The sequence below is a fragment of the Prauserella marina genome, from assembly GCF_002240355.1.
GTDB lineage: Bacteria > Actinomycetota > Actinomycetes > Mycobacteriales > Pseudonocardiaceae > Prauserella_A > Prauserella_A marina.
In genome coordinates this window covers 1326673-1351039 of record NZ_CP016353.1, presented here as the reverse complement: position 1 = coordinate 1351039, position 24367 = coordinate 1326673, and the positions used below count along the sequence as shown (strand labels likewise).

At 70.3% G+C, this 24367-nt stretch carries 19 protein-coding genes and 1 riboswitch; of the genes, 8 read left to right on the top strand and 11 right to left on the bottom strand.

The genetic code is table 11. From position 1 onward, the window contains the following. Positions 1 to 45: 45 nt before the first annotated feature. On the bottom strand, positions 46 to 255 hold the full coding sequence (locus BAY61_RS06185; RefSeq protein WP_091799620.1) for a hypothetical protein: 210 nt from the start codon (positions 253 to 255) through the stop codon (positions 46 to 48). A 174-nt stretch (positions 256 to 429) separates the two neighbouring features. Further along, positions 430 to 1359: a cobalamin biosynthesis protein gene (locus tag BAY61_RS06180; protein WP_245865856.1), complete on the bottom strand. Its 930-nt coding sequence runs from the start codon at positions 1357 to 1359 to the stop codon at positions 430 to 432. A 54-nt stretch (positions 1360 to 1413) separates the two neighbouring features. Between BAY61_RS06180 and BAY61_RS06175 the strand changes: the two genes are divergently transcribed. The 3 genes from BAY61_RS06175 to BAY61_RS06165 are packed head-to-tail and all read left to right on the top strand — an operon-like array spanning position 1414 to position 3907. Then, positions 1414 to 2040 (top strand): bifunctional adenosylcobinamide kinase/adenosylcobinamide-phosphate guanylyltransferase, encoded by a 627-nt coding sequence (locus BAY61_RS06175; protein ID WP_091800750.1) that lies wholly within the window; start codon positions 1414 to 1416, stop codon positions 2038 to 2040. 30 nt (positions 2041 to 2070) lie between these two features. Further along, positions 2071 to 3138, top strand: coding sequence for a nicotinate-nucleotide--dimethylbenzimidazole phosphoribosyltransferase (gene cobT, locus BAY61_RS06170; protein ID WP_091799614.1), 1068 nt, complete (start codon positions 2071 to 2073; stop codon positions 3136 to 3138). A 28-nt stretch (positions 3139 to 3166) separates the two neighbouring features. Then, positions 3167 to 3907, top strand: coding sequence for an adenosylcobinamide-GDP ribazoletransferase (locus BAY61_RS06165; protein WP_211323495.1), 741 nt, complete (start codon positions 3167 to 3169; stop codon positions 3905 to 3907). Positions 3908 to 4001: 94 nt separating this feature from the next. Here the strand turns inward: BAY61_RS06165 and BAY61_RS06160 are convergent, their stop codons facing one another. From BAY61_RS06160 to BAY61_RS06140, 5 genes are all read right to left on the bottom strand, one after another. Then, positions 4002 to 5045, bottom strand: coding sequence for a hypothetical protein (locus BAY61_RS06160; RefSeq protein WP_091799608.1), 1044 nt, complete (start codon positions 5043 to 5045; stop codon positions 4002 to 4004). A gap of 64 nt (positions 5046 to 5109) precedes the next feature. Further along, a complete protein-coding gene (gene cobC / locus BAY61_RS06155) occupies positions 5110 to 6132 on the bottom strand; it encodes an Rv2231c family histidinol phosphate aminotransferase CobC (protein WP_091799606.1) in 1023 nt (340 codons plus the stop codon). Continuing rightward, positions 6129 to 7481 carry a cobyrinic acid a,c-diamide synthase CobB gene (locus BAY61_RS06150; protein WP_091799603.1) on the bottom strand — a complete coding sequence of 451 codons (1353 nt, stop codon included), beginning with the start codon at positions 7479 to 7481 and terminating at the stop codon, positions 6129 to 6131. The genes cobC and BAY61_RS06150 overlap by 4 nt, the downstream gene beginning before the upstream one ends. Next, positions 7475 to 8077: a cob(I)yrinic acid a,c-diamide adenosyltransferase gene (cobO, locus tag BAY61_RS06145; protein ID WP_091799600.1), complete on the bottom strand. Its 603-nt coding sequence runs from the start codon at positions 8075 to 8077 to the stop codon at positions 7475 to 7477. Before cobO ends, BAY61_RS06150 begins: the two co-directional genes overlap by 7 nt. Beyond that, positions 8077 to 10077 (bottom strand): putative cobaltochelatase, encoded by a 2001-nt coding sequence (locus BAY61_RS06140; RefSeq protein WP_091799597.1) that lies wholly within the window; start codon positions 10075 to 10077, stop codon positions 8077 to 8079. Before BAY61_RS06140 ends, cobO begins: the two co-directional genes overlap by 1 nt. Positions 10078 to 10134: 57 nt before the next feature. Beyond that, positions 10135 to 10222, bottom strand: a riboswitch (adenosylcobalamin (AdoCbl) riboswitch). A 40-nt stretch (positions 10223 to 10262) separates the two neighbouring features. Between BAY61_RS06140 and cbiE the strand changes: the two genes are divergently transcribed. Continuing rightward, positions 10263 to 11453, top strand: a complete 1191-nt coding sequence (gene cbiE / locus BAY61_RS06135) for a precorrin-6y C5,15-methyltransferase (decarboxylating) subunit CbiE (protein ID WP_245865854.1) — start codon at positions 10263 to 10265, stop codon at positions 11451 to 11453. Further along, a complete protein-coding gene (cobM, locus tag BAY61_RS06130; RefSeq protein ID WP_091799595.1) occupies positions 11450 to 12196 on the top strand; it encodes a precorrin-4 C(11)-methyltransferase in 747 nt (248 codons plus the stop codon). The genes cbiE and cobM overlap by 4 nt, the downstream gene beginning before the upstream one ends. A 21-nt stretch (positions 12197 to 12217) precedes the next feature. Here the strand turns inward: cobM and BAY61_RS06125 are convergent, their stop codons facing one another. Further along, the gene (locus BAY61_RS06125; protein WP_091799592.1) at positions 12218 to 13336 is read right to left on the bottom strand and encodes a cobalt-precorrin-5B (C(1))-methyltransferase; all 1119 of its coding nucleotides are present in this window, start codon (positions 13334 to 13336) and stop codon (positions 12218 to 12220) included. Between the two features lie 53 nt (positions 13337 to 13389). On the opposite strand from BAY61_RS06125, the gene BAY61_RS06120 reads away from it, so the two are divergent. Next, positions 13390 to 14166 (top strand): cobalt-precorrin-6A reductase, encoded by a 777-nt coding sequence (locus BAY61_RS06120; RefSeq protein ID WP_245865853.1) that lies wholly within the window; start codon positions 13390 to 13392, stop codon positions 14164 to 14166. Positions 14167 to 14218: 52 nt separating this feature from the next. After that, the gene (locus tag BAY61_RS06115; protein WP_091799590.1) at positions 14219 to 17398 is read left to right on the top strand and encodes an arabinosyltransferase domain-containing protein; all 3180 of its coding nucleotides are present in this window, start codon (positions 14219 to 14221) and stop codon (positions 17396 to 17398) included. A 36-nt stretch (positions 17399 to 17434) separates the two neighbouring features. Here BAY61_RS06115 and BAY61_RS06110 read toward each other — a convergent pair whose 3' ends face one another. From BAY61_RS06110 to BAY61_RS06100, 3 genes are read right to left on the bottom strand one after another with little or no spacing between them, the layout of a single operon-like run. Further along, a complete protein-coding gene (locus BAY61_RS06110; protein WP_091799588.1) occupies positions 17435 to 18955 on the bottom strand; it encodes a precorrin-2 C(20)-methyltransferase in 1521 nt (506 codons plus the stop codon). Continuing rightward, positions 18952 to 19578 carry a precorrin-8X methylmutase gene (locus BAY61_RS06105; RefSeq protein ID WP_091799585.1) on the bottom strand — a complete coding sequence of 209 codons (627 nt, stop codon included), beginning with the start codon at positions 19576 to 19578 and terminating at the stop codon, positions 18952 to 18954. Before BAY61_RS06105 ends, BAY61_RS06110 begins: the two co-directional genes overlap by 4 nt. Then, on the bottom strand, positions 19575 to 20699 hold the full coding sequence (locus BAY61_RS06100) for a precorrin-3B synthase (RefSeq protein WP_091799582.1): 1125 nt from the start codon (positions 20697 to 20699) through the stop codon (positions 19575 to 19577). The genes BAY61_RS06105 and BAY61_RS06100 overlap by 4 nt, the downstream gene beginning before the upstream one ends. A gap of 87 nt (positions 20700 to 20786) precedes the next feature. Here BAY61_RS06100 and cobN point away from each other — a divergent pair, with 87 nt between their 5' ends. After that, complete coding sequence (cobN, locus tag BAY61_RS06095) at positions 20787 to 24365, top strand: cobaltochelatase subunit CobN (RefSeq protein WP_091799579.1); 3579 nt, start codon at positions 20787 to 20789, stop codon at positions 24363 to 24365. The last annotated feature ends 2 nt before the right edge of the window (positions 24366 to 24367 follow it).

Sequence of the window (24367 nt, the reverse complement as noted above, 5' to 3'; positions counted from 1 at the left end):
TTCGCTCGGGACCCTTCGGTTGCGGTCCGGTGTGCCCGCGACGTTTCAGGTCGCCGGCGCGGTGAGCACGGCGTCCAGTTCGCCGCTCTTGGCCGAGGCAACGAGGTCTTGCCACTGGTCGGCACTCATCTGAACACGCTGACCGAAGTCGTCGGTGAGCACGACGCGCTGGGTTTCCGGCGCCTCGTGGTCGATGTAGAGCTCGGGGCAGCCGCAGTTGCAGCTGCCGCAGAACGTGGCGACGTGCTGTGCCATGAGGTTCCTTCGCGGTTGTTTCGTCATGCTTGATGCGGCCGGATGACACCGGGGCGGTGGAACGTGCTGACCGGCCCGGTGTGCACCGGCATCGAGCAAGTCGGCGTGACAGCGCCTCAGGTTCCCCGCGATCCGATGATCACTCGTTCGGGAAGCGGATGCCCTCGCTTGCGATCAGCGACGGGTGGCGGCCACGCTCGCCGCGACGGTCACGGCCAGCGCGGCGAGCCCCGTCAGCCTTGACAGACGCACTGCCCGCCTGAGGTCGGCAGGCGTGGGGCCGCCGCCGTCGCCGAGCGGCCCCCGCCGCTCGACCTTGCCGCCATAGCTGGTGACGCCGCCGAGGCTGACGCCGAGCGCGCCCGCGAAAGCGGCCTCGACCTGTCCCGCGTTGGGGCTGGGGTGCTTGCCCGCGTCCCTGCGCCACACCCGCAGGGCCTTCGCGGGCGATCCGCCGACGAACGGCGCCGCCACGGTGGCCGCGGCGGCGCTCAACCGCGCGGGCAGCAGGTTGGCGATGTCGTCGGCGCGCGCCGAGGCCCAGCCGAACCTGGCGTGGCGGGGCGAGCGGTGCCCCACCATCGCGTCGAGCGTGTTGAGCGCGCGGTACCCGAGCAGACCGGGAATACCGGCGAGCGCTCCCCACACCAGCGGCGCGACGATGGCGTCGGAGGTGTTCTCCGCTATCGACTCGGTGGCGGCCCTCGCCAGCCCTTCGGCGTCGAGCGAGTCGGCGTCCCTTCCGCACAGATGGGAAAGGCGGGCGCGGGCAGCCGTCAGGTCACCGGCTTCGAGCAGGGTGGCCATCACCGTCCCCTCGGTGGCGAGTCCGCGCCCGCCGAGCACGATCCACGTCGCGGTTGCCGTCGCGGCGAACCTGGCGAGCGGACAGCTCCGGGTCAGACCGGTCACCGCGACACCGGCGCCGGTCGCGCCACCCGCGCACAGCACGGCATACAGAAATCCCTTTTGCCGGGAATCCGCCCACATGTTCTTTTCAAGCGCGGCGGCGGCTTTACCGAACAGGGCGACCGGGTGGGCTCTTCGTGGATCACCGAACAACGAGTCAGCCGCGTAACCTGCGACGATTCCGGCCGCGGTCACACATTGAGAACGGAGCACAGCGCGAACCCTAACGGGTGGGCAAGAATGCCGAGCATGACTAACGATCCGAGGCGGCTCGCCGAAGCCGTGGCAACCCGGCTTGAGGCCGGTGCCGCGCTGCTGCGCCGCTACGGCCGGCGGGCCACAGGCCATGGCCGGGTCCTGATTCTGGGTGGGGTTCGCTCCGGCAAGTCCCGTCACGCCGAGCAGTTGATGGCCCGGTACAACAGCGTGAACTACGTAGCGGCTGGTCTGCCGCCCAGTGAAGACGACCCCGAGTGGGCGGCACGGGTCGCGGCGCACCGCGCGCGCAGACCCGCGCACTGGAGAACGATCGAAACCGCCGACCTGACCTCGGCGCTGGCCGGTGCGAACGGCCCCATGCTCATCGACTGTCTCGGCACTTGGGTCAGCAGGGTGCTCGACGAGGTCGGCGCCTGGGAGCAGGAGGAAGGCTGGGAGCGCGGCGTCGACGAGCGGTTGCAGTCCTTCGTCGACGTCTGGCAGGCCACGCGGGTGCCCGTGGTCGCGGTCAGCAACGAGGTCGGCAGCGGCGTCGTCCCTCCGACCCCGGCAGGCCGGATCTTCCGTGATGTACTCGGGTCGCTGAACACCGCCGTCGCGGCCAACTCGGACACCGTCCGGCTCGTCGTCGCGGGAAGGACACTCGACCTGAGATAGCCCGCGCCACGCGGGGAGAAGGAGACGAAGGTGCGGTTCGACATCCCCGCGCTCGACGAGAACGCCCGCGCGCGAGCGCGGGAACAGCTCGACGGGCTCGTGAAGCCCCTCGGCGCGCTCGGCAGGCTGGAAGATCTCGCCGCGTGGCTGTGCGCGGCACACGGCACCGTGCCGCCACGGCCGCTCGACAACGTGCGGGTCGTCGTGTTCGCGGGCGACCACGGGGTCACCGACGTCCCCACCTCGGCAGCGGTGTCGGCCTATCCCCGAGAGATCACCTCGGCGATGGTGCGCGTCTTCCACGCCGGAAACAGCGGCGTCAACGTGCTCGCGCGGCAGGCGGGCGCCGCGGTGCGGGTCGTCGACATCGCGGTCGACGGTGACCTCGACGACCTTCCCGGCGCGATCACCGGGCACAAGATCCGGTCCGGCTCCGGTCCCATCGACCGCACCGACGCGCTGGCCGAAGGCGAAGCCGAGCGTGCCTTCGCGGCGGGAAGGCTGATCGCCGACGAGGAGATCGACGCCGGTGCCGATCTGCTGATTCCAGGAGACATGGGCATCGGCAACACGACCATCGCCGCCGCGCTCGTCGCGGCGACGCTGGGCACCGGCACACCCGACACCGGCGACACCGAACACGTCGAGCGCACCGTCGGTGCCGGAACCGGCGTCGACGAGGAAGGCAGAGCCCGCAAGATCGCCGTCATCGGCGCGGCGCTCGCTCGCGCGGGAAGCAGGGCCGACGAGCCGTTCGAACGGCTCACCGCGCTCGGCAGCGCCTGCGCGGCCGCGACGGCGGGTTTCCTCGTGCAGGCCGCGGTCCGTGGCGTTCCGGTACTGCTCGACGGCGTGTTCTCCGTCGCGGCCGCGCTCGTCGCCCGCGACATCGCGCCCGATGCCGCCCACTGGTGGCTGGCCGGTCACCGCTCGACGGAACCGGCCCAGTCGCTCGCGCTCAAGGCACTCGGTCTCGACCCTGTTCTCGATCTCGGGCTCCGGCTCGGCGAGGGCAGCGGGGCGGTGCAGGCGGTGCCGGTGCTGCGGGGCGCCCGCGCCGTGCTCGCCGAGATGGGGCGGCTCGCCGATCTTGGCTGACTCGCCGCGCGCGATGAACGCGCTGCGCATGGCACTCGGCACGTTCACCGCGCTTCCCGTTCCGGCTCCACGCGTGATCGACCGCGTTGTCGCGGGAAGGGCCATGCTGCTCGCGCCGCTCGCCGCGCTGCCACTCGCCGCGCTCGCGCTGGCCGTCGTGCTCGGCGGCGAGGTCGCTGGGGTCCCCGCACTGGCCACGGCGGTGCTCGCCGTGGGCGCGGTCGCGCTCGCGAGCAGGGGCCTGCACCTCGACGGTCTAGCCGACACCGCCGACGGGCTCGCCGCCTCCTACGACCGCGCGAAGGCGCTGGACATCATGCGCAAAGGCGACTCGGGGCCATCGGGAGTCGCCACGCTGGTGCTGGTGTTGCTCGCGCAATGCGCGGCGCTGTCGGGGGCGCTCGGCGCGGGACACGGCGGTTCGGCCGTGGTGATCGCGATCGTCGCCGGACGGGCGGTACTGCCCCTGTGCTGCGTGCGCGGAGTCCCCTCGGCACGGCAGGAGGGGCTCGGCGCGACGGTGGCGGGGTCGGTGCCGATTCCGTTGGCGCTACTGGCTTTTCTGGTCGTGGCGGGTCTTTCCGCGCTTGCCCCCGGCCTGCCGTGGTGGCGGGGCCCGCTCGCCGTGCTCGCGGCGGGCTGTGTCGCGGGACTACTACTGGCCCGGTGCGTACGACGGCTGGGCGGCAGCACCGGCGACGTTCTCGGTGCCTGCGTGGAAGCCGCCACGGCGGCGGCACTGCTCACCCTCAGCGTTCCGGTCGGCTGACCGGAACCTCACCGGCGGCCACGGGGTGCGGTGATCGCCAGCAGCAGGGCTCCGGTCAGCGTCAGCAGCGCGGCGAGCTCACCCGATACGGGCGCTACCCCTGGCTGAACGTGGCCGTGCCGAGAATCCCGGTCACCGCTTCCCTGATCGGCAGCGGCAACGGCTTCGTGCCCTCGCCTGGCGCGTTGATCTCCAGGATCAGATCGCCTTTGCGGACCATGAAGTACATGAGCACGGTGTCGCCGCCGCTGCTGGGCGCGACGCCGTAGCCCTCGTCGACCTGCTTGCCGATCGTGTTCGCCGTGCTCTCCGCCGTCTTGATGTCGACGGGCTTCGCCGGTGATCCCTGCGCTTGTTCGTACTTGTCGCGATAGGTCTTCTCCGCTTCGGGGTCCTCGCGAAGGGAAACCTGCACCTGCTGGTCACCGAAGGTGTAGTCGGCCCAGTAGAGCCCGCCGAACTCGGCGTCGAAGGGGCCGGGCAGCGAGGGCTGCGGGACGAACGTGAACGGCACGGCCGGTGCGCCCTGGTCGGTACCCGCCTCGCCGGTCAACCCGGATTCGTCGAACACGATGCTCGCCGCGAGCGCGTCACCCGCGTCCCGCGACTCCTGCGACAGTTCGGTACCTTCCGGCGCGAACACGGTCAGTGTCACGGTCACCGCGCCCTTCGCCACGACGTAGAAACGGCTCGTTCCCGGTTCGGCGTCGTTCTCGGCGGTGAACACCTCTTCATAGAAGTAGCCGGTCTCGCCATCGGCCTCGAACGTCTCCGGTGTGACGTTCCTTTCCTGCCACTGCTCCAGGTTGCTCGCGAGCAACTTCGAGTTGTTTCTCGCCGTTTCCTCGACCCTGAACCCGAACGTCACCTCGACGGGTTCCTCGCCGACGAACACCCGCCCGTTGTAGTAGGGAAGCTCGTAGCCGTCCGCGGGCGCGCCGAGCTCGTAGGTCACCGGGAGAGCGACCGGCCCCGCCCGCACGGGGCCCTGTGGTTCCTGCCTTGCCGGGCTCGCGGGGCTCCCACCATTTTGCGATGGGTCGAACAGCTTGGGCTCCTGCTCGACCGAACAACCCGCCGTGACAAGAAGTCCCAGCACGGCCGCGAGGGCCACCCGGGCCCGCCGCCTTTCGCGCATCCGTTTTCTCCCCGGTACTCGTAGTGGGACGGCGAGGCTAGAACACGCGCCTTTCGAGTCGCTTTCATCCGGAGGAAAGAACATCCCGCAGCGCGGAGAGGAACCCCCCGAGCTGCGCCCTGACGGCGATCCGCAACCAGTCTTGGCCGAGACCGGGAAAGGTGTCGCCTCGTCGCACCGCGTACCCCGCCTCGCGCAACGCCAGCCGGATACCGGCGGCGCCGGGGATGCGCACGAGCACGAACGGTCCCCTCGGCTCACCGGCGACCTCGACGCCGAGCGCCCGCAGTCCCTCGACGAGCACTTTCCGCTCCCGCCGCGCCGCGACGGCCAGCTCACCGGCTTCGGCGACGGCACGCTCGCCGCTACAGGCGACCATCGCCACCGCGGCGGGGGTGGACACCGACCACGGCGGCTGCACCGCTTTCAACCGCGCGATCAGCTCGGGTTCGGCGAGCACGTAACCCGCGCGCAGTCCCGCGATACCCCACGTCTTGGTGAGACTGCGCACCACAACAATTCCCGGAAGTCGTTGCGCGGCAAGGGATTCCGGCTCACCGGGGATCGCGTCGATGAACGCCTCGTCCACCACGAGCGTCCTGCCCGGCTCGCAGAGCGCGCGCAGGACACCGGCGGGGTGCAGCACCGACGTCGGGTTGGTGGGATTGCCGACGAACACGAGATCGGCCTCGGCGGGAACGTCGCTCTCGGCGAGCACGAACCCTTTCGCCGCCGACAGTTCGACCCTGCGCACCGGATGTCCCGCCGCGCGCAATGCCGCCTCCGGTTCGGTGAACTGCGGATGCACGACGACGGCCGACCTCGGCCGCAACGCGGTCGCCAGCAGGGTGAACGCCTCGGCGGCGCCCGCCGTCGGCAGCACGTCGCTCTCGTCCCTGCCGTGCCTCGCCGCGATGGCAGCCCTCGCCTCCCCCGCGTCGGGGTAGGCGGCCAGCCCGGAAAGGCACGCGGCGAGCCGGTCCCGCAACCACGATGGCGGAGCGGGAACCCGCACGTTGACGGCGAGATCGACGAGACCGTGCCCCACCTCGCGGTCGCCGTGGTGCCACAGGTCCACCTCGGTCATGTCTTCTCCCCGCGCACGGCGGCGGCGAACCGGTCGGCCAGCTCCGGATGACCGGCCCAGTGCACGTGAAGGTAGGAGGCGTGCACCGTCGGCGACGCGTAGCCCTCCGGCGCGCCGTCCCACTCCCAGGCTGGGCCCTTATCGCCGCCCAGCCCGCCGTGCGCGGGCTCGACGACGGTCCGGTGGAACTCGTGTCCGCTCACCCGCTGACCCGCGACGGCGACGACATTGTCCGATGGCGCGGTCGCCTTGCGATAGCCCAGCGCGCCGCGTGCCCGCATCCGCGCGGTGGCGGGCAATGCGCCGACCATGGGATGGCCGTCGAGTTCCCTGCACAGGTAGAGCAGGCCCGCGCACTCGGCGACGGTCGGCATACCGGCCGCGACGGCTCGGGCCAGCTCGGCCCGCAACGGCTCGTTCTTCGACAGTTCTTCCGCGTGTGCCTCGGGAAACCCGCCGCCGAGATACATCCCGGAGCAGCCTTCCGGCAATCGCTCGTCCCGCAACGGATCGACGTCGACCACGTCGACGCCTCTCGCGGCCAGCAGTTCGACGGTCTCGGTGTAGCGGAAAGTGAATGCCGCGCCACCGGCAGCGGCGACCGTGCGCCGGGGTCCTTCCCGGAATGGCCCCGGGCTCCATGGCACACCGGGCAGTGCGGCGGCGGCCCTCGCGACCCTGGTGACGGCGGCGAGATCGACCCCTTCCCGCACCCAGTCGGCGAGGCCGGGCAACAACTTTCCGGACTGCTCGGCGCGTTCGGCGGCAGGTACGAGGCCGAGGTGCCTGCTCGGCGCGTGGATGTGCTCGGATCGCCGCAACGCGCCGAGCACCGGAATGCCCGTCGGCGCGAGCGCGGCCCTGATCTCGTCCTCGTGCCGCCGCGAGCCCAGCTTGTTCAGGACCACGCCTGCCAGCGTCAGCCTCGGGTCGTAGTTGGCGAAGCCGAGGACCGTCGCCGCCACACTGCGGCTGGCCGCGCTCGCGTCGACCACGAGCAGTACCGGGGCGTCGATCAGCCTCGCCACGTGTGCCGTCGACGCGTAGCCCTCCGTGCCGAGCGCGCCGTCGAAAAGCCCCATCACGCCCTCGACGACCGCGAGTTCCGCTCCCTCGCTGCCGTGCAGCATCAGCGGAACGACCCTGTCCTCGCCCTGGAGAAACGGATCGAGGTTGCGCGCGGGACGGCCGGTGGCCAGCGCGTGGTAACCGGGATCGATGAAATCGGGACCGACCTTGTGGCCTGACACGCGCACGCCTCGTGCTTTCAGTGCCGCCATCAGCCCCGCGGCGACCGTGGTCTTGCCGTGCCCCGATCCCGGGGCGGCGACCACGATCCGCGCTACCACTCGATGCCCCGCTGGCCCTTTTGCCCCGCGTCCATGGGGTGCTTGACCTTGGTCAGCTCGGCGACGAGGTCGGCGGCGTCGAGCAGTTCCTCCGGCGCGTACCTCCCCGTGATCACGACGTGCTGCCTGCCAGGCCGCTCGCGCAGCGTGCGCACCACCTCGGAAACGTCGAGCCAGCCCCAGTGCAGCGGGTAGGTGAACTCGTCGAGCACGTAGAAGTCGTGCCGCTCGGCCGCGAGCCTGCGCGCGATCTCGGCCCAGCCCTCGCGCGCGTTGGCGGCGTGGTCCTCCTCCGTTCCCCGCTTGCGCGACCAGCTCCAGCCCTCGCCCATCTTGTGCCACTCGACGGGGCCACCCGCGCCGCTCTCGCCGAGCGCGCGGAACGCGGCCTCCTCACCGACTCGCCATTTCGCCGACTTGACGAACTGGAACACCCCGATCGACCAGCCCTGGTTCCACGCGCGCAACGCCATGCCGAACGCGGCCGTCGATTTTCCCTTCATGGATCCGGTGTGCACGGCCAGAAGCGGGCGGTTGCGCCGCTGCCGGGTCGTCAGCCCGTCGTCGGGAACGACCTCCGGTTGGCCCTGCGGCATCAGGCTGCCCTCGCTTTCACCTCTCGGGTGACCGCGTCGGCGGCCACCTCGCCAACGGCCACGTGCTCAGCACCGAGCCGGACAGCCAGATCAGCGGCCATCCCAAGACGCATTCGCCCGCTCTCGCAGTCGAGTACCACCGAGGCGACGCCCGTCGCGGCGAGCAGATCCGCCGCCGCGTGCGCGCGTTCGACCGCGCGGCTACCCGAGGTCGCCCTGCCGTCGGTGACCACGACGAGCAGCGGGCGCCGCGCGGGGTCCTTCAGCTTCTCGACGCGCAGGATCTCGGCCGCCTTCAGCAAGCCTTCCGCGAGCGGGGTCCTCCCCCCGGTCGGCAACGCGTCGAGCCTCGCCGCGCCCGCCTCGACACTGATCGTCGGCGGCAACGCCACCTCGGCCGCGCCGGAGCGAAACGTCACCATGCCGACCTTGTCCCTGCGCTGGTAGGCGTCCAGCAGCAGCGACAACACGGCGGCCTTCACCTCGCGCATCCGCGATCTCGCTCCCATCGAGCCGGACGCGTCGACGCAGAACAACACGAGGTTGCCTTCCTTGCCCTCACGCAGCGCGTACCGGACGTCGCCCGGCCGCACGACGAGCCCCTTGCCGTGCCTTCCCCTCGCGAGCTGGTGCGGCGCGGCGGCACGCACCGTGGCGAGCAGATGCGGACCCGCCGCCGACCGGCCCTTCGCCGCGACCCCGACCGTGCGACCGGATGGCGTCAGCGCCCTCGAACGGCGACCGTGAGCACCGGTCCCCGTTCCCTCCACGGTGAACAGCTTCGCCTTGCCCGGATCACCCGACGTGACGGTGCGCTCGCCGTTGCCACCCGCGCTTGAGGTGCCGTCGTCGCCGTTGTTGTCGGGGGCGCCGGAACCGGGACCGCCCTCCGGTGGCTCGGGGTCGGGATCGGAGTCACCGCCGGTTTCCTCTTCCTTCGGCTCCGCGCTCCCCTCGCCGTCAGTGCCGTCAGTGCCGTCGGTCTGCTCGTTCTCGCTGTCGCGCAGCACGTCGTCGAGGCGCTGTTCGTCGAGGCCGGGCGCGTCGAAGGGATTGCGCCGCCTCCGGTGCGGCAAAGCCAGCCTGGCGGCGACCCTGATGTCCTCGTCGGTCACCGTGTCCCGCCCCGACCACGCGGCATGCGCGATGGCGGTGCGGGCGGTGACGATGTCGGCGCGCATGCCGTCGACCTCGAATTCGGCGCACACCTGGGCGATGCGCACGAGCGCGCTGTCGGGCAGGCACACGGAGGGCAGCAACGCGCGCGCGGTGGCGATGTCCCCGGCGAGCCGGGCCTCACTCTCGGCGTAGGTTCCGGCGAACGCACCGGGATCGGCCTCGTAGGCGAGGCGCCTTCGCACGACCTCCGCGCGCTGCGGGGCATCCCTGCTCGCCGTGACCTCCACGGTCAGCCCGAACCGGTCGAGCAACTGGGGCCGCAGCTCGCCCTCCTCGGGATTCATGGTGCCGATCAGCACGAACCGCGCCGCGTGCGACACCGAAACGCCTTCCCGTTCGACGGTGACCTTCCCCATCGCGGCGGCGTCGAGCAGCGTGTCGACGAGATGGTCGTGCAACAGGTTGACCTCGTCGACGTAGAGCAGCCCCCTGTGCGCACCGGCGAGCAAGCCCGGCTGGTAGTCGGTGACCCCTTCGGACAACGCTTTTTCCAGGTCGAGCGAGCCGACGACCCGGTCTTCGGCCGCGCCAACCGGCAGCTCGACCAGCCGCGCCCGCCTGGTCCGTACTTCGCCGTCTCCCTCGTGCGGGCCGTCGGGACAGCCGGGGTCGGGATCGGCGGGATCGCAGGAGAACCGGCAGCCGGCGAGCACGTCGACGGCGGGCAGCAGACCGGCCAGCGCCCTGACCATCGTCGACTTCGCGGTGCCCTTCTCACCTCGCACCAGTACCCCGCCGATGGAGGGCGAGATCGCGGAAAGCACAAGCCCCAGACGCAGATCCGGCATTCCGACAACCGCGGTGAAGGGGAAGGGCCGCATCGAAACTCCCAAGCTAGCGGGTGGGTGTCCTCGCCCACTCCTCGTCAGCACGAACCCGCGGCGCCGAAGCTCTGACTCCCAGCCCGGAAGGCTGGTCACAGTGGCGGGACCGTCCCGGATTCGCACCGGGTTCCACGACGACCGCTGCCCGATCATCGCACACGGGTGGGTTACGGTTCGACATCGTGACGATCGTCGTGGTGGGTGTGGGCGCCGATGGCCCTGATGGCCTTTCCCCTTCCGCCACCGCCGAAATCGCCGCGTGCGACGTGCTCATCGGCGCGAGGAGGCAGCTCGATCTGCTGCCCGAAGGGGATTTCCGGAAGGTGCTGTGGCCGAGCCCACTCCTTCCCGCGCTCGACTCCGTTCTCGCCGAGCACGAAGGCAGGCGGATCGTCGTGCTCGCCAGTGGAGACCCGCTGCATCACGGGATCGGCACCACGCTGGTGAACCGGCTCGGAGCGGACCGGGTCCGGATCGTTCCCGCGTTGTCCTCCAGCACACTGGCAAGGGCCCGGCTCGGCTGGTCAGCCGAGGAGACGGCCGTGGTGAGCGCCGTCGCCCGCAGCCCCTACCGGGTGCTCGCGGCGGTGGGCGACGGCAGGAAGGTTCTGGTACTCAGCGGCGACGCGAGCACACCGGCCACGATCGCGGGGCTGCTCACCGAAGCCGGGTTCGGCGCGAGCACGCTCACCGTGCTCGAAGAACTCGGCGGGCCTTCCGAACGGCAGGTCAGCGGTACCGCGGCGGGCTGGAACGAGCCCGAGGGCGCCGCGTTGAACGTCGTGGCGATCGACTGTGCCGGTGATCACCCGCTACGACTGCTCGCCGGTCTCCCCGACAACGCCTTCGAGCACGACGGCCAGCTCACCAAAAGGGACGTCCGCGCGAGTGCGCTCGCGCGGCTGTCCCCCTCGCCCGGCGAACTGTTGTGGGACGTGGGCGCGGGAGCGGGCAGCGTCGCCATCGAGTGGGCCCGCGCGCATCCGGCCAACCGTGCCATCGCCGTCGAGGCCGACGAGACACGAGCGGCCCGCATCCAGCGCAACGCGCGGCGGCTCGGGGTTCCCGACGTCCGTGCCGTCACCGGCCGCGCGCCGGAAGCCCTGACCGGGCTCGGCACCCCCGACGCGGTGTTCGTCGGCGGCGGTGTCGGCACACCGGGACTGCTCGCCCGCTGCCACGCCGCGCTCCCCCGCGCGGGCAGGCTCGTCGCCAACGCCGTCACGCTGGAAGCCGAACAAGCACTGCTTGCCGCCTACGCCGAATTCGGCGGCGAGCTGATCCGGCTCTCGGTCGAGCACGCCGCCCCGCTCGGCGGGCTCACCGGCTGGAAACCCGCCCGCACCATCACGCAATGGAGCATCAGCACATGACCGTGCATTTCATCGGCGCGGGCCCCGGCGCCGCCGACCTGATCACGCTGCGCGGCATGCGGTTGCTCGCCTCGTGTTCCGTCTGCCTTTATCCGGGCAGCCTGACCCCAGCCGAACTGCTCGGCCACTGCCCGGAAGGGGCGAAGCTGCTCGACACGGCCGAGCTGACCCTCGACGAGATTTGTGCCGAACTGGTCGCGGCGCACGAGTCCGGAATGGACGTCGCGAGGCTCTGCTCAGGCGATCCCTCGATCTACAGTGCGGTCGCGGAACAAATGCGCAGACTCGACGCGGCAGGCGTGTCCTACGACGTCACGCCAGGAGTACCGGCTTTCGCGGCCGCGGCTGCTGAACTGAAAAGGGAACTGACCGTTCCGGCCGTCGCGCAGAGCCTCGTCATCACCAGGGCGCAAGCCCGCTCGACCGCGATGCCGCCAGGCGAGGACCTCGCCTCCCTCGCGGCCACTGGCGCCACCCTCGCACTGCACCTCGCGGTCAACCGGATCGAAAAGGTCGTCGAGGAACTACTCCCGCACTACGGCGCCGACTGTCCCGTCGCCGTCGTCGCGATGGCGAGCCAGCCTGGACAGATCGTGCTGCGCGGCACGCTCGGCGACATCGCGGGCATGACGAGGAAAGCCGGGATCTCCAAGGCGGCCATGATCTTCGTCGGCACGGTGCTCGCCGCGACGAACTTTCCCGACAGCTTCCTCTACTCCGCTGCCCGGGAGCGGCGGCGCTGACCACAGGCGCTTTCAGGGCTTTCAGGGCAGGGGTCCCGCCCTGCCGACGATGGTTCCCGCCCTGTCGATCGCGACGATGTCGACGGCGATCGGCGTCTCCGGCTTGCCTTCGGCGATGACCCGTTCCGCGGTCAGCAGCGCGCGCCCGGCGACGAGATCGCCGAGCGCGAGCCCCGCTTCCGAGGCCAGCTCCAGCGCGTGCAACGCGGTGTTCGCCCCGGTGATCGGCCCGGCGAGTTCCGGCTTTCCCTCCTGCTCGGCGAGTTCGGCCAGCAGAGCGAGATCGACCTGGGAACGCTTGGAGTGCAGGTCGAGATGCCCCGCCGCCAGTTTCGACAGCTTCGCGAACCCACCGCCGATGGTCAGTCTCGGCACCGGATGCCGTCGCAGATACTTCAGCACCGCGCCCGCGAAGTCGCCCATGTCGAGCAACGCGGTGTCCGGCAGACCGTACAGTTCGGCGACCACCCGCTCGGACGTACTGCCCACCGCACCGGCCACGTGCCGGTGGCCGAGCGCCCTCGCGACGTCGACTCCGCGCCGGATGCTGTCGATCCACGCCGAACACGAGTAGGGCACGACGACCCCGGTCGTGCCGAGCACCGAGAGCCCGCCGAGAATCCCGAGCCGTGGATTCCAGGTGTGGCGCGCCATTTCCTCGCCGTGCGGGATCGAGATCTCCACGATCACGTCCGGTGTTCCCGGCCGGCCGCCCGCGTTCGCGACCCTGGTCAGCGCCTCGGTCATCATCCTGCGCGGTACCGGGTTGATCGCGGGCTCACCAGGCGGCAACGGCAGCCCCGGCAGGGTGATCGTTCCCACTCCCTCACCCGCTCTGAACACGACGCCATCACCGGGTCCGCCCTCACGGACCGTCGCGAGCACGAGCGCGCCATGGGTCACGTCCGGATCGTCGCCCGCGTCCTTGATCACTCCCGCCGTGGCGGCACCCGCTTCCAGCGACTCGGTGGCCAGCGCGAAGAACGGCCGCCGCCCCTTGGGCAGCAGCACCTCGACCGGATCGGGAAACTCGCCGGTCAGCAGGGCCGTGTACGCCGCGGTCGCCGCCGCCGTCGCGCACGCGCCCGTCGTCCAGCCGTAGCGCAGGACGCTCGGCTCACCGGGAGCTGACGTGGTCACCCGCCTCGCACTCTCGTTTCGTTTCGCCGGTCACTCGTTCACACTCGGAACCCGTGGACAGTGTGGAACGCCGCCCGCCAGTGGGCACACCTCGGGTACTCATCCTCGGCGGAACCTCGGAGGCGAGGGAACTCGCCTCCGAACTCACCGAGCGGGGGATGCCGGTGGTCTCCTCGCTCGCCGGGAGGGTGAACGCGCCGAGACTGCCCCGTGGCGAGGTACGGATCGGCGGATTCGGTGGCCCCGCGGGGCTCCGGTCGTGGCTGGCCGAGCACGACATCACGGCCGTCGTCGACGCGACCCATCCCTTCGCCGAACGCATCAGCGAATCCGCCGCCACCGCGAGCGAACTCTCCGGCATCCCGTTGCTGCGGTTGCACAGGCCCGGCTGGCGGCAAGGCCCCGGCGACGCCTGGCACTGGGCCGACGATCTCGGCTCAGCCGCGCGGCTGCTTCCCTCACTCGGCGACCGGATATTCCTCACCAGCGGACGACAAGGACTGGGCGCGTTCGCGCACCTGAGCTCGCTGTGGTTCCTGGCGCGGTGTGTCGACCCGCCGACTCCCGTACCACCACCGCACATCACGGTCCTGCTGAGCAGAGGGCCCTATTCGGTCGAAGCGGAAACCGCACTATTGCGTGAACATCGCATAAATGTTGTGGTCACGAAGGACAGTGGCGGCGCGATGACGGAAGCCAAACTCGTCGCGGCACGACGCCTCGACCTGCCCGTCGTGATCGTGCGCCGACCTCCACGTCCCGCAGTGTCCGAAGTGACCGATGTGAGGTCCGCGTTGGACTGGATCTTGCACTATTCCTCGAAAGAGTGATGACCCAGCCCCACGCGCGCTGTCTCCACGTAGCCCGCTAGCGTGGCCCTCGATGCGGCCCGCCACCTCAGTCCGAGCACAAAATCCCGACGGAGAATCGAATTCCTCCGCCGGCACCCCGACGAGCACCGCGAAGCGCAACCGATTCTGGCGGCGCCTCGCGGTCGTGCTCGGTCTTGTCGCCACCGCCTGCGCGCTCGCTTTTCCCTTTCTGCCGGTCGTTCAGGACACCGCCAAGATCGTGTGGCCGGTCAACGGCGACACGACACAGGTCAACGCGCCGCTCACCGGATACTGGGCACAAGACCTGCAAGTGCACATTCCCTGCGAGACGGTGCGCGGCCTCGACGCGCGCACGCAGGGCGAGGCGACCCTGTTCTCCACCGTGCCCTCCGCGCGGACGGAAAACGGGGCAGGCATGCAGTTGCGGGTCAACGACGGACTGCTCACCGCGAACAACCGAGGGCAACAGGTCGCCCGCCAGCCGCTGCCAGCCGAGGGCTGCGACGTCCATTTTTCGTCGGACGCCAACAAAACCTCGCTCACCGTCGGTGGCACCGAGGTGTACCAGGAGAGCGGCGACGTACGCCCCAGGGTGCTCGGCATCTACACCGCCATCACCTCCGAGGACTCCGCGAGCGGCCTCTCCGCCGAGATCACGACCGACACCAGGTACCAGTCGTCGGCGACCGGACTGAAAATCACCGTCGGCATCGTCGGCGTGCTGGCGATCATCGGCTGTCTCATCGCGGTCAACCGGCTCGACACCGGGGTCGCGCGCCGCGCCCCGCGCTGGGCTCCGGTCGGCTGGTGGCGGCTGACCGGACGAGACATCGCGGTCATCGTCGCGCTCGGCGCTTGGGTCTTCATCGGACCGGTGACCTCCGACGACGGCTACATCCTTTCCATGGCCAGAGTCACGGAGGACGCGGGGTTCCTCGCGAACTACCACCGGTGGTTCGGCGTCGCGGAGGCGCCGTTCGGCTGGTTCTACCACGTCTACCAGGCCATGGCGCACGTCAGCGTCGTCGCACCGTGGATCCGGCTGCCCTCCTTCCTGCTCGGCGTCATCAGCTGGCTGCTCATCACCCGTGAGGTGATGCCCCGCCTCGGCAAGGAGGTCAGGCGCTCACGGGCGGCAGGCTGGGCGGCGGCGACCGTGTTCCTCGTGTGGTGGATGCCCTACAACAACGGTGTCCGTCCCGAGCCGGTCGCCGCGGTCGGTTCGCTGCTCGCCATCTGCGCCGTCGAGCGGGCGCTGGTCACGCGCCGCATGCTTCCGGTGTGCCTCGGTCTGCTCGCCGCGGCGTTCACCCTCGCCGCGACGCCGACGGGCCTCATCGCGGTCGCGCCGTTCATCGTCGCGGGAAGGCCGCTGTTCCAACTCTTCCGGCAGCGGGCGAAGGAAGGCTGGTCGCACGTATTCGCACCGATCTTCGCCTCCGGTGTCGTGGTGCTCTTCGCGATCTTCTTCGACCAGACGTGGGCCACCGTCAGCGAGGCCACCAGGCTGCGCAACGAGGTCGGCCCCAGTCTCTCCTGGTTCCAGGAGCTGCTCAGGTATCAGCAACTGTTCAGCTCCACTGTCGACGGTTCCGCCTCAAGGCGGTTCCCCGTGTTGTTGCTGCTGCTGTGCGTCGGTGCCTGTGTCGTGGTCCTGCTTCGCAAGGGCCGCATTCCCGGCGCCGCGCTGGGACCGAGCCGGAGGCTCATCGGAACGGTCGCGCTGTTCTTCCTGCTGATGGCGCTGACCCCGACGAAGTGGACGCATCACTTCGGTGCCTTCGCGGCGGTCGGTGCCGCGATGGCCGCGCTGACGGCGCTCGCGACGAGCGGTTCCGCGCTCAGATCCAAACGCAACAGAGCGGCGTTCGTTTCCGGTCTGCTCGTCGTGGCCGCGCTCGCGGCGACGGGACCCAACGCGTACTGGTTCGTCTCGGCCATCGGTGTGCCGTGGTGGAACATGCCACCCGAAATCCTCGGTATCCGACTGTCCACATTGCTGCTGTTCGCCGCCGCGATCGCCGCCGTCATCGCGTTCCTTGAGAACATCAAGGCCCAGCGGCCGGACCTGCCGGGACCGCTGCCCGAACGCAGAGGGCTCGCGCTGTGGCGCGGCTCGCTCGCCATCGTGGTCATCTGCGGGCTCGTCGCGATCACCGAGTTCGGCAGCATGGCCAAGGCCATCCACAAGCAACGCGAGAGCTACAGCCTCGGCGCGGCCAACATCGCGCATCTCTTCGGCAAGAACTGCGGGCTCGGCGACTACGTCATGGTCGAGCGGGACCCCGTTTCGAGCATGCTGGTACCGCTGCCGCCGGGAGAGCAGCGCACCGTCGCCGACGCCGAAACCCCCGGCAGGCCGGGCAGCCTGCCCTCCAGGCAGGAGGGCAACGAACCGACCCAGGTCGGGTTCCACGATCGGCCGATGGTCTCCGGCGACCCGATCGCGGGACCACCACACGGTTTCACCCCTGATTCCGTTCCCATGTGGAGCAGCTACAACGAGACGGCCAACCCGACCGGCAGGCTGCGCAGCGAGTGGTACGGCATCGGAGAACGTCCTGAGGGCGGGCAACTCGTCACGGCCGTTAGGTCACCCGTGGGCAAGGCGACGAAGGTCGCCGTGCAGTACGGGGAACCGACGCCGGAGGGCATCAAGATCGTCAGGAGCACGCCGGTACTCGAACCGGGCGCGGGCACCGACGAATGGGTCGACGTCCGGCTCAACCTCGACGAGGCACCGGAGAACGCGACGGCGGCCCGGATCGTGGCCGAGGACAACGACCTCACTCAGGAGGGCTGGGTCGCCGCGACGGCGCCAAGGGTGCCGACGTTCACCACGCTCACCGAACGGGTCGGCGACGAACCGGTCTACATGGACTGGCCGACGTCGTTCGTCTACCCGTGCCTCAACCCGATGAAGGTCACCGACGGGATCGCCGAGGTGCCCGCCTACCACATCACGGCCAACGAACTGGCAACCGAAGGCGACTGGGCCGACAACAAAGCCGGTGGCCCGAACGGCATCCTGGAGGAGCTGGCCAACCAGCCCGAGGTGCCGAGCTACCTCAAGGGCGCGCCAGGACAGATCTGGGGCACCCTCGAAGAGGTCGAGCCCTACACCGAGGGCAACGCTCCCACCGTCGTGCGCGGCCAGGAAGTGCGGCCCGGCTGGTGGTCGCCTGGACCGGGACCGCAGCAACCGGACGGCTCACAGCCGACCCGCTGAGCCCCGCTCGCACGGCAGAGGATCATCAGACCCGACCTAGTCGTAGTTGCGGGGAGTCCAGACGAGCTCGGTGCCGTCCGCCTGCCGCCGGACCCTCGTCCGCGACGAACCGACGATGAGCAGGCACCGCATGTCCACTGTGGCCGGATCGAACCCGCCGAGGGTGTCGATCCGCACGGATTCCTCCTCGCCGCCGATGTCGCGCGCGACGACGACGGGCGTCTCGCTTGTCCTGTGGCGCAGCAGCACGTCCCGCGCGGCGGCGAGCTGGGTGGTGCGGCTGCGCGAAGCCGGGTTGTAGATCGCGAGCACCAGGTCGGCCTCTCCCGCTGCGGTGAGCCTGCGCTCGATCACCTCCCACGGCTTGAGCCGGTCCGAAAGGGACAGTGCACAGTAGTCGTGGCCGAGCGGAGCTCCGACGCGTGACGCGGCCGCCTGCGCCGCGGTCACCCCTGGCAGTACGCGCACCGGGATCGCCGCGAACGCGGGCGCCTCCGCCTGTTCGAGCACAGCCGAGGCCATCGCGAACACCCCGGGATCACCCGAGGACACCACGGCCACCGAGCTTCCGCCCTTGGCGAGTTCCAGCGCCTCCACCGCCCGCTCGGCCTCCACCCTGTTACCCGAGGCGTGCCTGCGCTGTCCCCGCCGCTGCGGGACCTTCGCGAGATACGGGCCGTAGCCGACGAGATGATCCGCCTCGGCGAGCGCGTTTTCGACCTCGGGGGTCAGCCAGCGCGTCCCGGCTGGGCCCAGACCGACGACCGTGACCGCGCCCTGCCGCACGGTCTGCCTCACCGGCTCGGCCTCGCCCGAGGGGGCCGACGCGCGGGCCGCGTAGGCGGGACTCGGCACGACCGCGACCGAGAAGTAGGGAACGGAACCGGGATCGACGTCGGCCAGCGGCTCGATCCGCTGCGCCGACCAGGTCGCCCGTTCGACATAGCTCGCCTCGGCCAGCCTTCCCGACTCGGTCATCGCCTCGTGCACGGCGCCGAACGTGCGGCCCAGTTTGAGCACGGCGGCGGCATCGGTGTCGGCGAGCCTGCGAGCCAGTTCCGGCGCCGGCAGCGTCGCGGGCAACACCGTCAGGACCTCGTCGCGCTGCACGAGTGGCCTCCCGAGTACGGCTGAGGCCGCGCTGACCGAGGTCACGCCCGGTACGACGTGTGCCTCGTACCGGTCGCACAACCGCTCGTGCATGTACATGTAGGAGCCGTAGAAGAACGGGTCGCCCTCGCACAGCAACACCACGTCGCGGCCCGCGTCGAGATGTTCGGCCAGCCGCTTCGCCGACAACTCGTAGAACTCGGCGATCGCGCCCTCGTACCCGCCGGGATGGCTGGTGGTCTCCGTCGTCACCGGGTACATCAGCCGCTCTTCGAGTTGCCCTTCCCTGAGGTAGGGCTCCGCGACGGACCTGGCGATGCTGCGGCCGTGCCGCGCGCAGTGGTAGGCGATCACGTCGGCCGCGCCGATGAGCTTCGCCGCCTTAACCGTCACCAGCTCGGGATCGCCGGGGCCCAGTCCCACCCCGTACAGCACACCGGTGCTCACAGTTCCTCCTTGGTGGCGATCGCGTTGACGGCGGCGACGGCGAGCGCGCTGCCCCCTCTTCTGCCTCGCACGGTCAGATACGGCGCCGGTGCGCGCTCGATCAGCGCCTCCTTCGATTCGACCGCGCCGACGAAACCGACGGGAACGCCGATGATCGCGGCCGGAACCCCGGCGCCTTCGGCGAGCAACTCGAAAAGGCGGAACAGCGCGGTGGGCGCGTTGCCGATCGCGACGACCGAACCGGCAAGCCGGTCCCGCCACAGGTCGAGGGCAGCGGCCGAACGGGTCGTGCCGAGTCGTTCGGCGAGTGCGGGCACCCTGTCATCGGACAGCGTGCACAACACCTCGTTGCCTGAGGGCAAACGCTTGCGGGTGATGCCGCTCGCGATCATGTTCGCGTCACACAGCACGGGGGCTCCCGCTTCGAGGGCGGCTCTGCCCGCCTCCACGACGTCCAGCGTGTACGCGAGATCGTCGACCAGATCGACCATGCCGCACGAATGGATCATCCGCACCGCGACACCGGCGACGTCGTCGGGGAGGATCGCGAGGTCCGCCTCGGCCCTGATGGTGGCGAACGAGTGACGGTAGATCTCCCCGCCGTCCCGGATGTAGTCGGTCACTGTCGTCCTCTCAAGGTCACGGCGAGATCGCTGGTCGCCACCCACGTACCGTCGGCCCGGTACCCTTCTCGCTCCGCGAGCACGTCGGCGTGATCACCGGAGGGGCGCCCGCAGCGGCGCTCGCAACCGGAGAAATGCACGCGCCTTCCCCCAGTTCCACGTTCACTCAGCGACCGCGCGTCGGCGCGCACGTCGGCGAGCGACCTGGCGCAACCCGGACTGCCGGCACACGCGCTGACCCCGGCCAACGGCGCCGAGGGATCGGTGAGCAGCCCTGGTACCGCACCGGCCTGTTCCGGCGACAGCACCAGCGTGCGCCACGGGGTGACCACGACGGCGCCGCGCCTTCCGAGCACCCGCAATTCGGCGGAGGACACCGTGCCGAGCACCGGAGCGGCCACCACGACGCCGTCGTGCTCGCCGATGTCCGGCGGGGCCGCGGCTCTCAGCGGAGGTTCGGCCGTGCCGGTGAGTGCCATGACTTTCTCCGCACCCAGTTCCCTCATCCGCCACGCGGTGCCCCGGATCCGCTGGAACGTCACGGCGAGCGCGATGAGCGCGGCGGCGGCTTCCCCCTTGGGCACCCGCGATCCGGTGTCGGCACCGGCCAGCAGCACCGCCCCCGAGTCCGCGGTGATCGCCCTCCACGCGACGTCGGCGCCCTCACCAGCCACGTCGCCCCTTCCGTCGTCGAAGGCGAAGAGGAACCTGCCGGGCAACGACGCGAGTTCCGGCGTGGCGCACAGCTTCCGGTCGAGTTCGGCGACGAGCGGCCTGATGTCGGTCCGGCCGCCCGACAAGCCCGACAGCGGCGAACCAAGGATGTTGCGGACCCGCTCGTGGCTGGGCTTCGGCAGCAAACCGGCGCCGGACAGCGCGGCGACGAGCTTCCCCTCGTCGCGTACGGCGCGTAGTTGGAGATTCGCTCTCGACGTGAGATGGATCGCACCGTCACCAAGGGTTTCCGCGCACTCCGCGACCGCGATCGCCTGCGCTCCGGTCAGCGCGCCGCCGGGCAACCGGACCCGCGCGAGCAGCCCGTCTTTCGCGGGGTGCGTAGCGAAAACGCCAGGGCACGCGTCGGCGCGGACGCGATCGGGAACAGGCGGAGACCCTGGCACGCCCCCACTGTAAGAGGTGACCTCCCTGTGGATCACCTTGACGGGGTGCCCCCCTGGCACGGAGAGTGAACGGCAAGGAGGGTTCCCGTGATCTTGCTGCTGTCCACGTCGGACACCGATTTGCTGAGTGCCAAAGCGAGCGCCGCCGGTTACCGGCTGGCCAACCCGTCGCGGCTCGACCTCGCCGAGCTGCCGGACCTGCTGACGGGTGCCACCGTCGTCGTCGTCCGCATCCTTGGCACCGAACGCACCTGGGCCGACGGACTGCGACTGGTCCGCGACAGCGGCGCGCACGTCATCGTGCTCGGTGGTGAACAGACCCCGGACGCCGAACTGATGGCGCTGTCCACCGCGCCCGCCGGTATCGCGGCCGAGGCACACGCCTACCTCGCACACGGCGGGCCGGGCAATCTCGCCCAGCTCCACCGGTTTCTCTCCGACACGCTGCTGCTGACCGGTGAGGGATTCGAGCAGCCCGTCGAGCAGCCCTCGTGGGGAGTGCTTGAGCGCCCCGATTCCGGGGGGCCGACCATCGCGATCCTCTACTACCGGGCGCACCATCTGTCCGGCAACACCGCGTTCGTGGAAACCCTCGCCGAGCAGATCGAGGCGGCGGGCGGGCGCGCGCTGCCGGTGTACTGCGCCTCGCTTCGCTCCCGCGAACCGGCGATGCTGGCCGAACTGCGCAAGGCCGACGCGTTGCTGGTGACCGTACTGGCCGCGGGAGGAACCCGGCCATCGGAAGCGGGCGCGGGCGGTGACGACGAATCGTGGGACGTCGCCGAACTCGCCGCGCTCGACGTACCGACCCTGCAAGCACTGTGCCTGACCAGTGACAGGGAAACCTGGCTCGGCAACGACGAGGGCCTTTCGCCCATGGACGCGGGCAACCAGATGGCGGTCCCCGAGTTCGACGGCAGGCTCATCACGGTTCCCTTCTCCTTCAAGGAATTCGACGCCGACGGCCTCCCCCGCTACGTCCCCGACGCCGAACGGGCCTCCCGCGTGGCGGGGATCGCGCTCGCCCACGCCAGGCTGCGGCACACCCCTGCCCGCGACCGCAAGATCGTGCTGATGCTCTCGGCCTACCCCACGAAGCACTCCCGGGTGGGCAACGCCGTCGGTCTCGACACTCCCGCCTCCGCGGTCAAGCTGCTGCGCGCCATGCGCGAACTCGGTTACGACCTCGGCGAGGACGCCTTCCCCGGCGTCGTACCGACGGGCACCGACCAGCCCGACGGTGACGCGCTGATCCACGCGCTCATCGAAGCGGGCGGCCAAGATCCGGAATGGCTCACCGAGGAACACCTTTCCGGCAACCCCATCCGCGTCCCCGCCTCCCGCTACCGGCAGTGGTTCGCCGCGCTTCCCGACGACCTGCGGGAAGACATGGTCGAACACTGGGGGCCGCCTCCCGGCGACCTCTACGTCGACCGCTCCGGCGACGGTGACGGTGACATCGTGCTGGCGGCTTTGCGCGCGGGCAACGTGGTGCTGATGATCCAGCCGCCACGCGGGTTCGGCGAGAACCCCGTCGCCATCTACCACAACCCCGACCTGCCGCCGAGCCATCACTATCTCGCCGCCTACCGGTGGCTCGAAGAGGAGTTCGGCGCGCACGCCGTGGTGCACCTCGGCAAGCACGGCTCGCTGGAATGGCTGCCAGGCAAGACGGCGGGACTCTCCGCGTCCTGCGCACCCGACGCCGTGCTCGGCAACCTGCCGTTGATCTACCCGTTCCTGGTCAACGACCCCGGCGAGGGCGCGCAGGCCAAACGCAGGGCACACGCCACGATCGTCGACCACCTCATCCCGCCCATGGCGAGAGCGGAAAGCTACGGCGACCTCGCGCGCCTGGAACAGCTACTCGACGAGCACGCCAACATCGCGGCCATGGACCCGGCGAAACTGCCCGCCATCCGGCAGCAGATCTGGACACTGGTGCAGGCGGCCAAACTCGACCACGACCTCGGCGTCGAGCAACGACCGCACGACGCGGAGTTCGACGACTTCCTGCTGCACATCGACGGCTGGTTGTGCGAGGTGAAGGACGCGCAGATCCGCGACGGGCTGCACATCCTCGGCGAAGCCCCCTCCGGCGAGGCACGCGTCAACCTCGTGCTCGCGATGCTGCGAGCCCAGCAGATCTGGGGCGGCAAACAGGGCGCCGTCGCGGGGCTGCGCACCGCGCTGGGGCTCACCGAGAACGCCGCACTGTCCGAAGTGGATGCCATCGAGCAGCGGGCACGCGACCTCGTGGTGGCCATGGAGGACAACGGCTGGAACGCCGCGGCAGTCGAGACGGTGTGCGCCGACGCTCCAGCCGCCGTACCCGTGCTCCGGTTCGCCGCCGAGGAGATCGTGCCGAGGCTGGCGGGAACCAGCGGTGAGCTCACCTCGGTACTGCACGCGCTCGACGGTGGCTACGTCCCGGCAGGGCCCAGCGGATCGCCACTGCGCGGACTCGTCAACGTGCTGCCGACCGGCCGCAACTTCTACACCGTCGACCCCAAGGCGATTCCGAGCAGGCTGGCGTGGGAGACGGGACAGGCGCTCGCCGACTCGCTGCTGACCCGCTACCGCGAGGACACCGGCGACTGGCCCCGCTCCGTCGGTCTCTCGGTGTGGGGAACCTCGGCGATGCGCACCTCGGGTGACGACGCCGCGGAAGTGCTCGCGCTACTCGGCGTCCGGCCGGTATGGGACGAGGCTTCGCGCAGGGTCACCGGCGTCGAGGCCATCCCGCTCGCCGAACTCGGCAGGCCCCGCATCGACGTGACCGTGCGGATCAGCGGCTTCTTCCGCGACGCCTTCGGTCATGTCATCGATCTGCTCGACGACGCGGTCCGGCTGGTCGCGGGCCTCGACGAACCGGAAGAGTCGAACTTCGTGCGCGCCCACGTGCGCGCCGACCTCGACTCCCACGGCGACGAACGAAGGGCTACCACCCGCATCTTCGGCTCGAAACCGGGCAGCTACGGCGCGGGACTGCTGCCGCTCATGGATTCCGGCAACTGGCGAGACGACTCCGACCTCGCCGAGGTCTACGCCGTATGGGGTGGCTACGCCTACGGCCGCGACCTCGACGGCGCACCAGCCCGCGCGGACATGGAGAGCTCCTACCGGCGCATCGTGGTCGCCGCGAAGAACACCGACACCCGCGAGCACGACATCGCCGACTCCGACGACTACTTCCAGTACCACGGCGGCATGATCGCGACGGTGCGCGCGCTCACCGGAACCGCGCCCACGTCCTACGTCGGTGACAGCACCAGCCCGGACGCCGTGCGCACCCGCACTCTCGGCGAGGAAACCACGCGGGTGTTCCGTGCTCGCGTCGTCAACCCCAGGTGGCTCGCCGCCATGCGCAAGCACGGCTACAAGGGAGCGTTCGAACTCGCCGCGACCGTCGACTACCTCTTCGGGTTCGACGCGACGGCAGGGGTCGTGCAGGACTGGATGTACGAGCAGCTCACCGAGTCCTACGTACTGGACAAGGAAAACCAGGAATTCCTCGCACAGGCCAATCCGTGGGCGTTGCGCGGCATCATCGAACGGCTCGACGAGGCCGTCGACCGCGGGCTGTGGGCCGAACCGGACGCCGAATTGCTCGACAAGATGCGCGCCGTATACCTCCGTATCGAAGGTGATCTCGAAGGCGAGTAGGC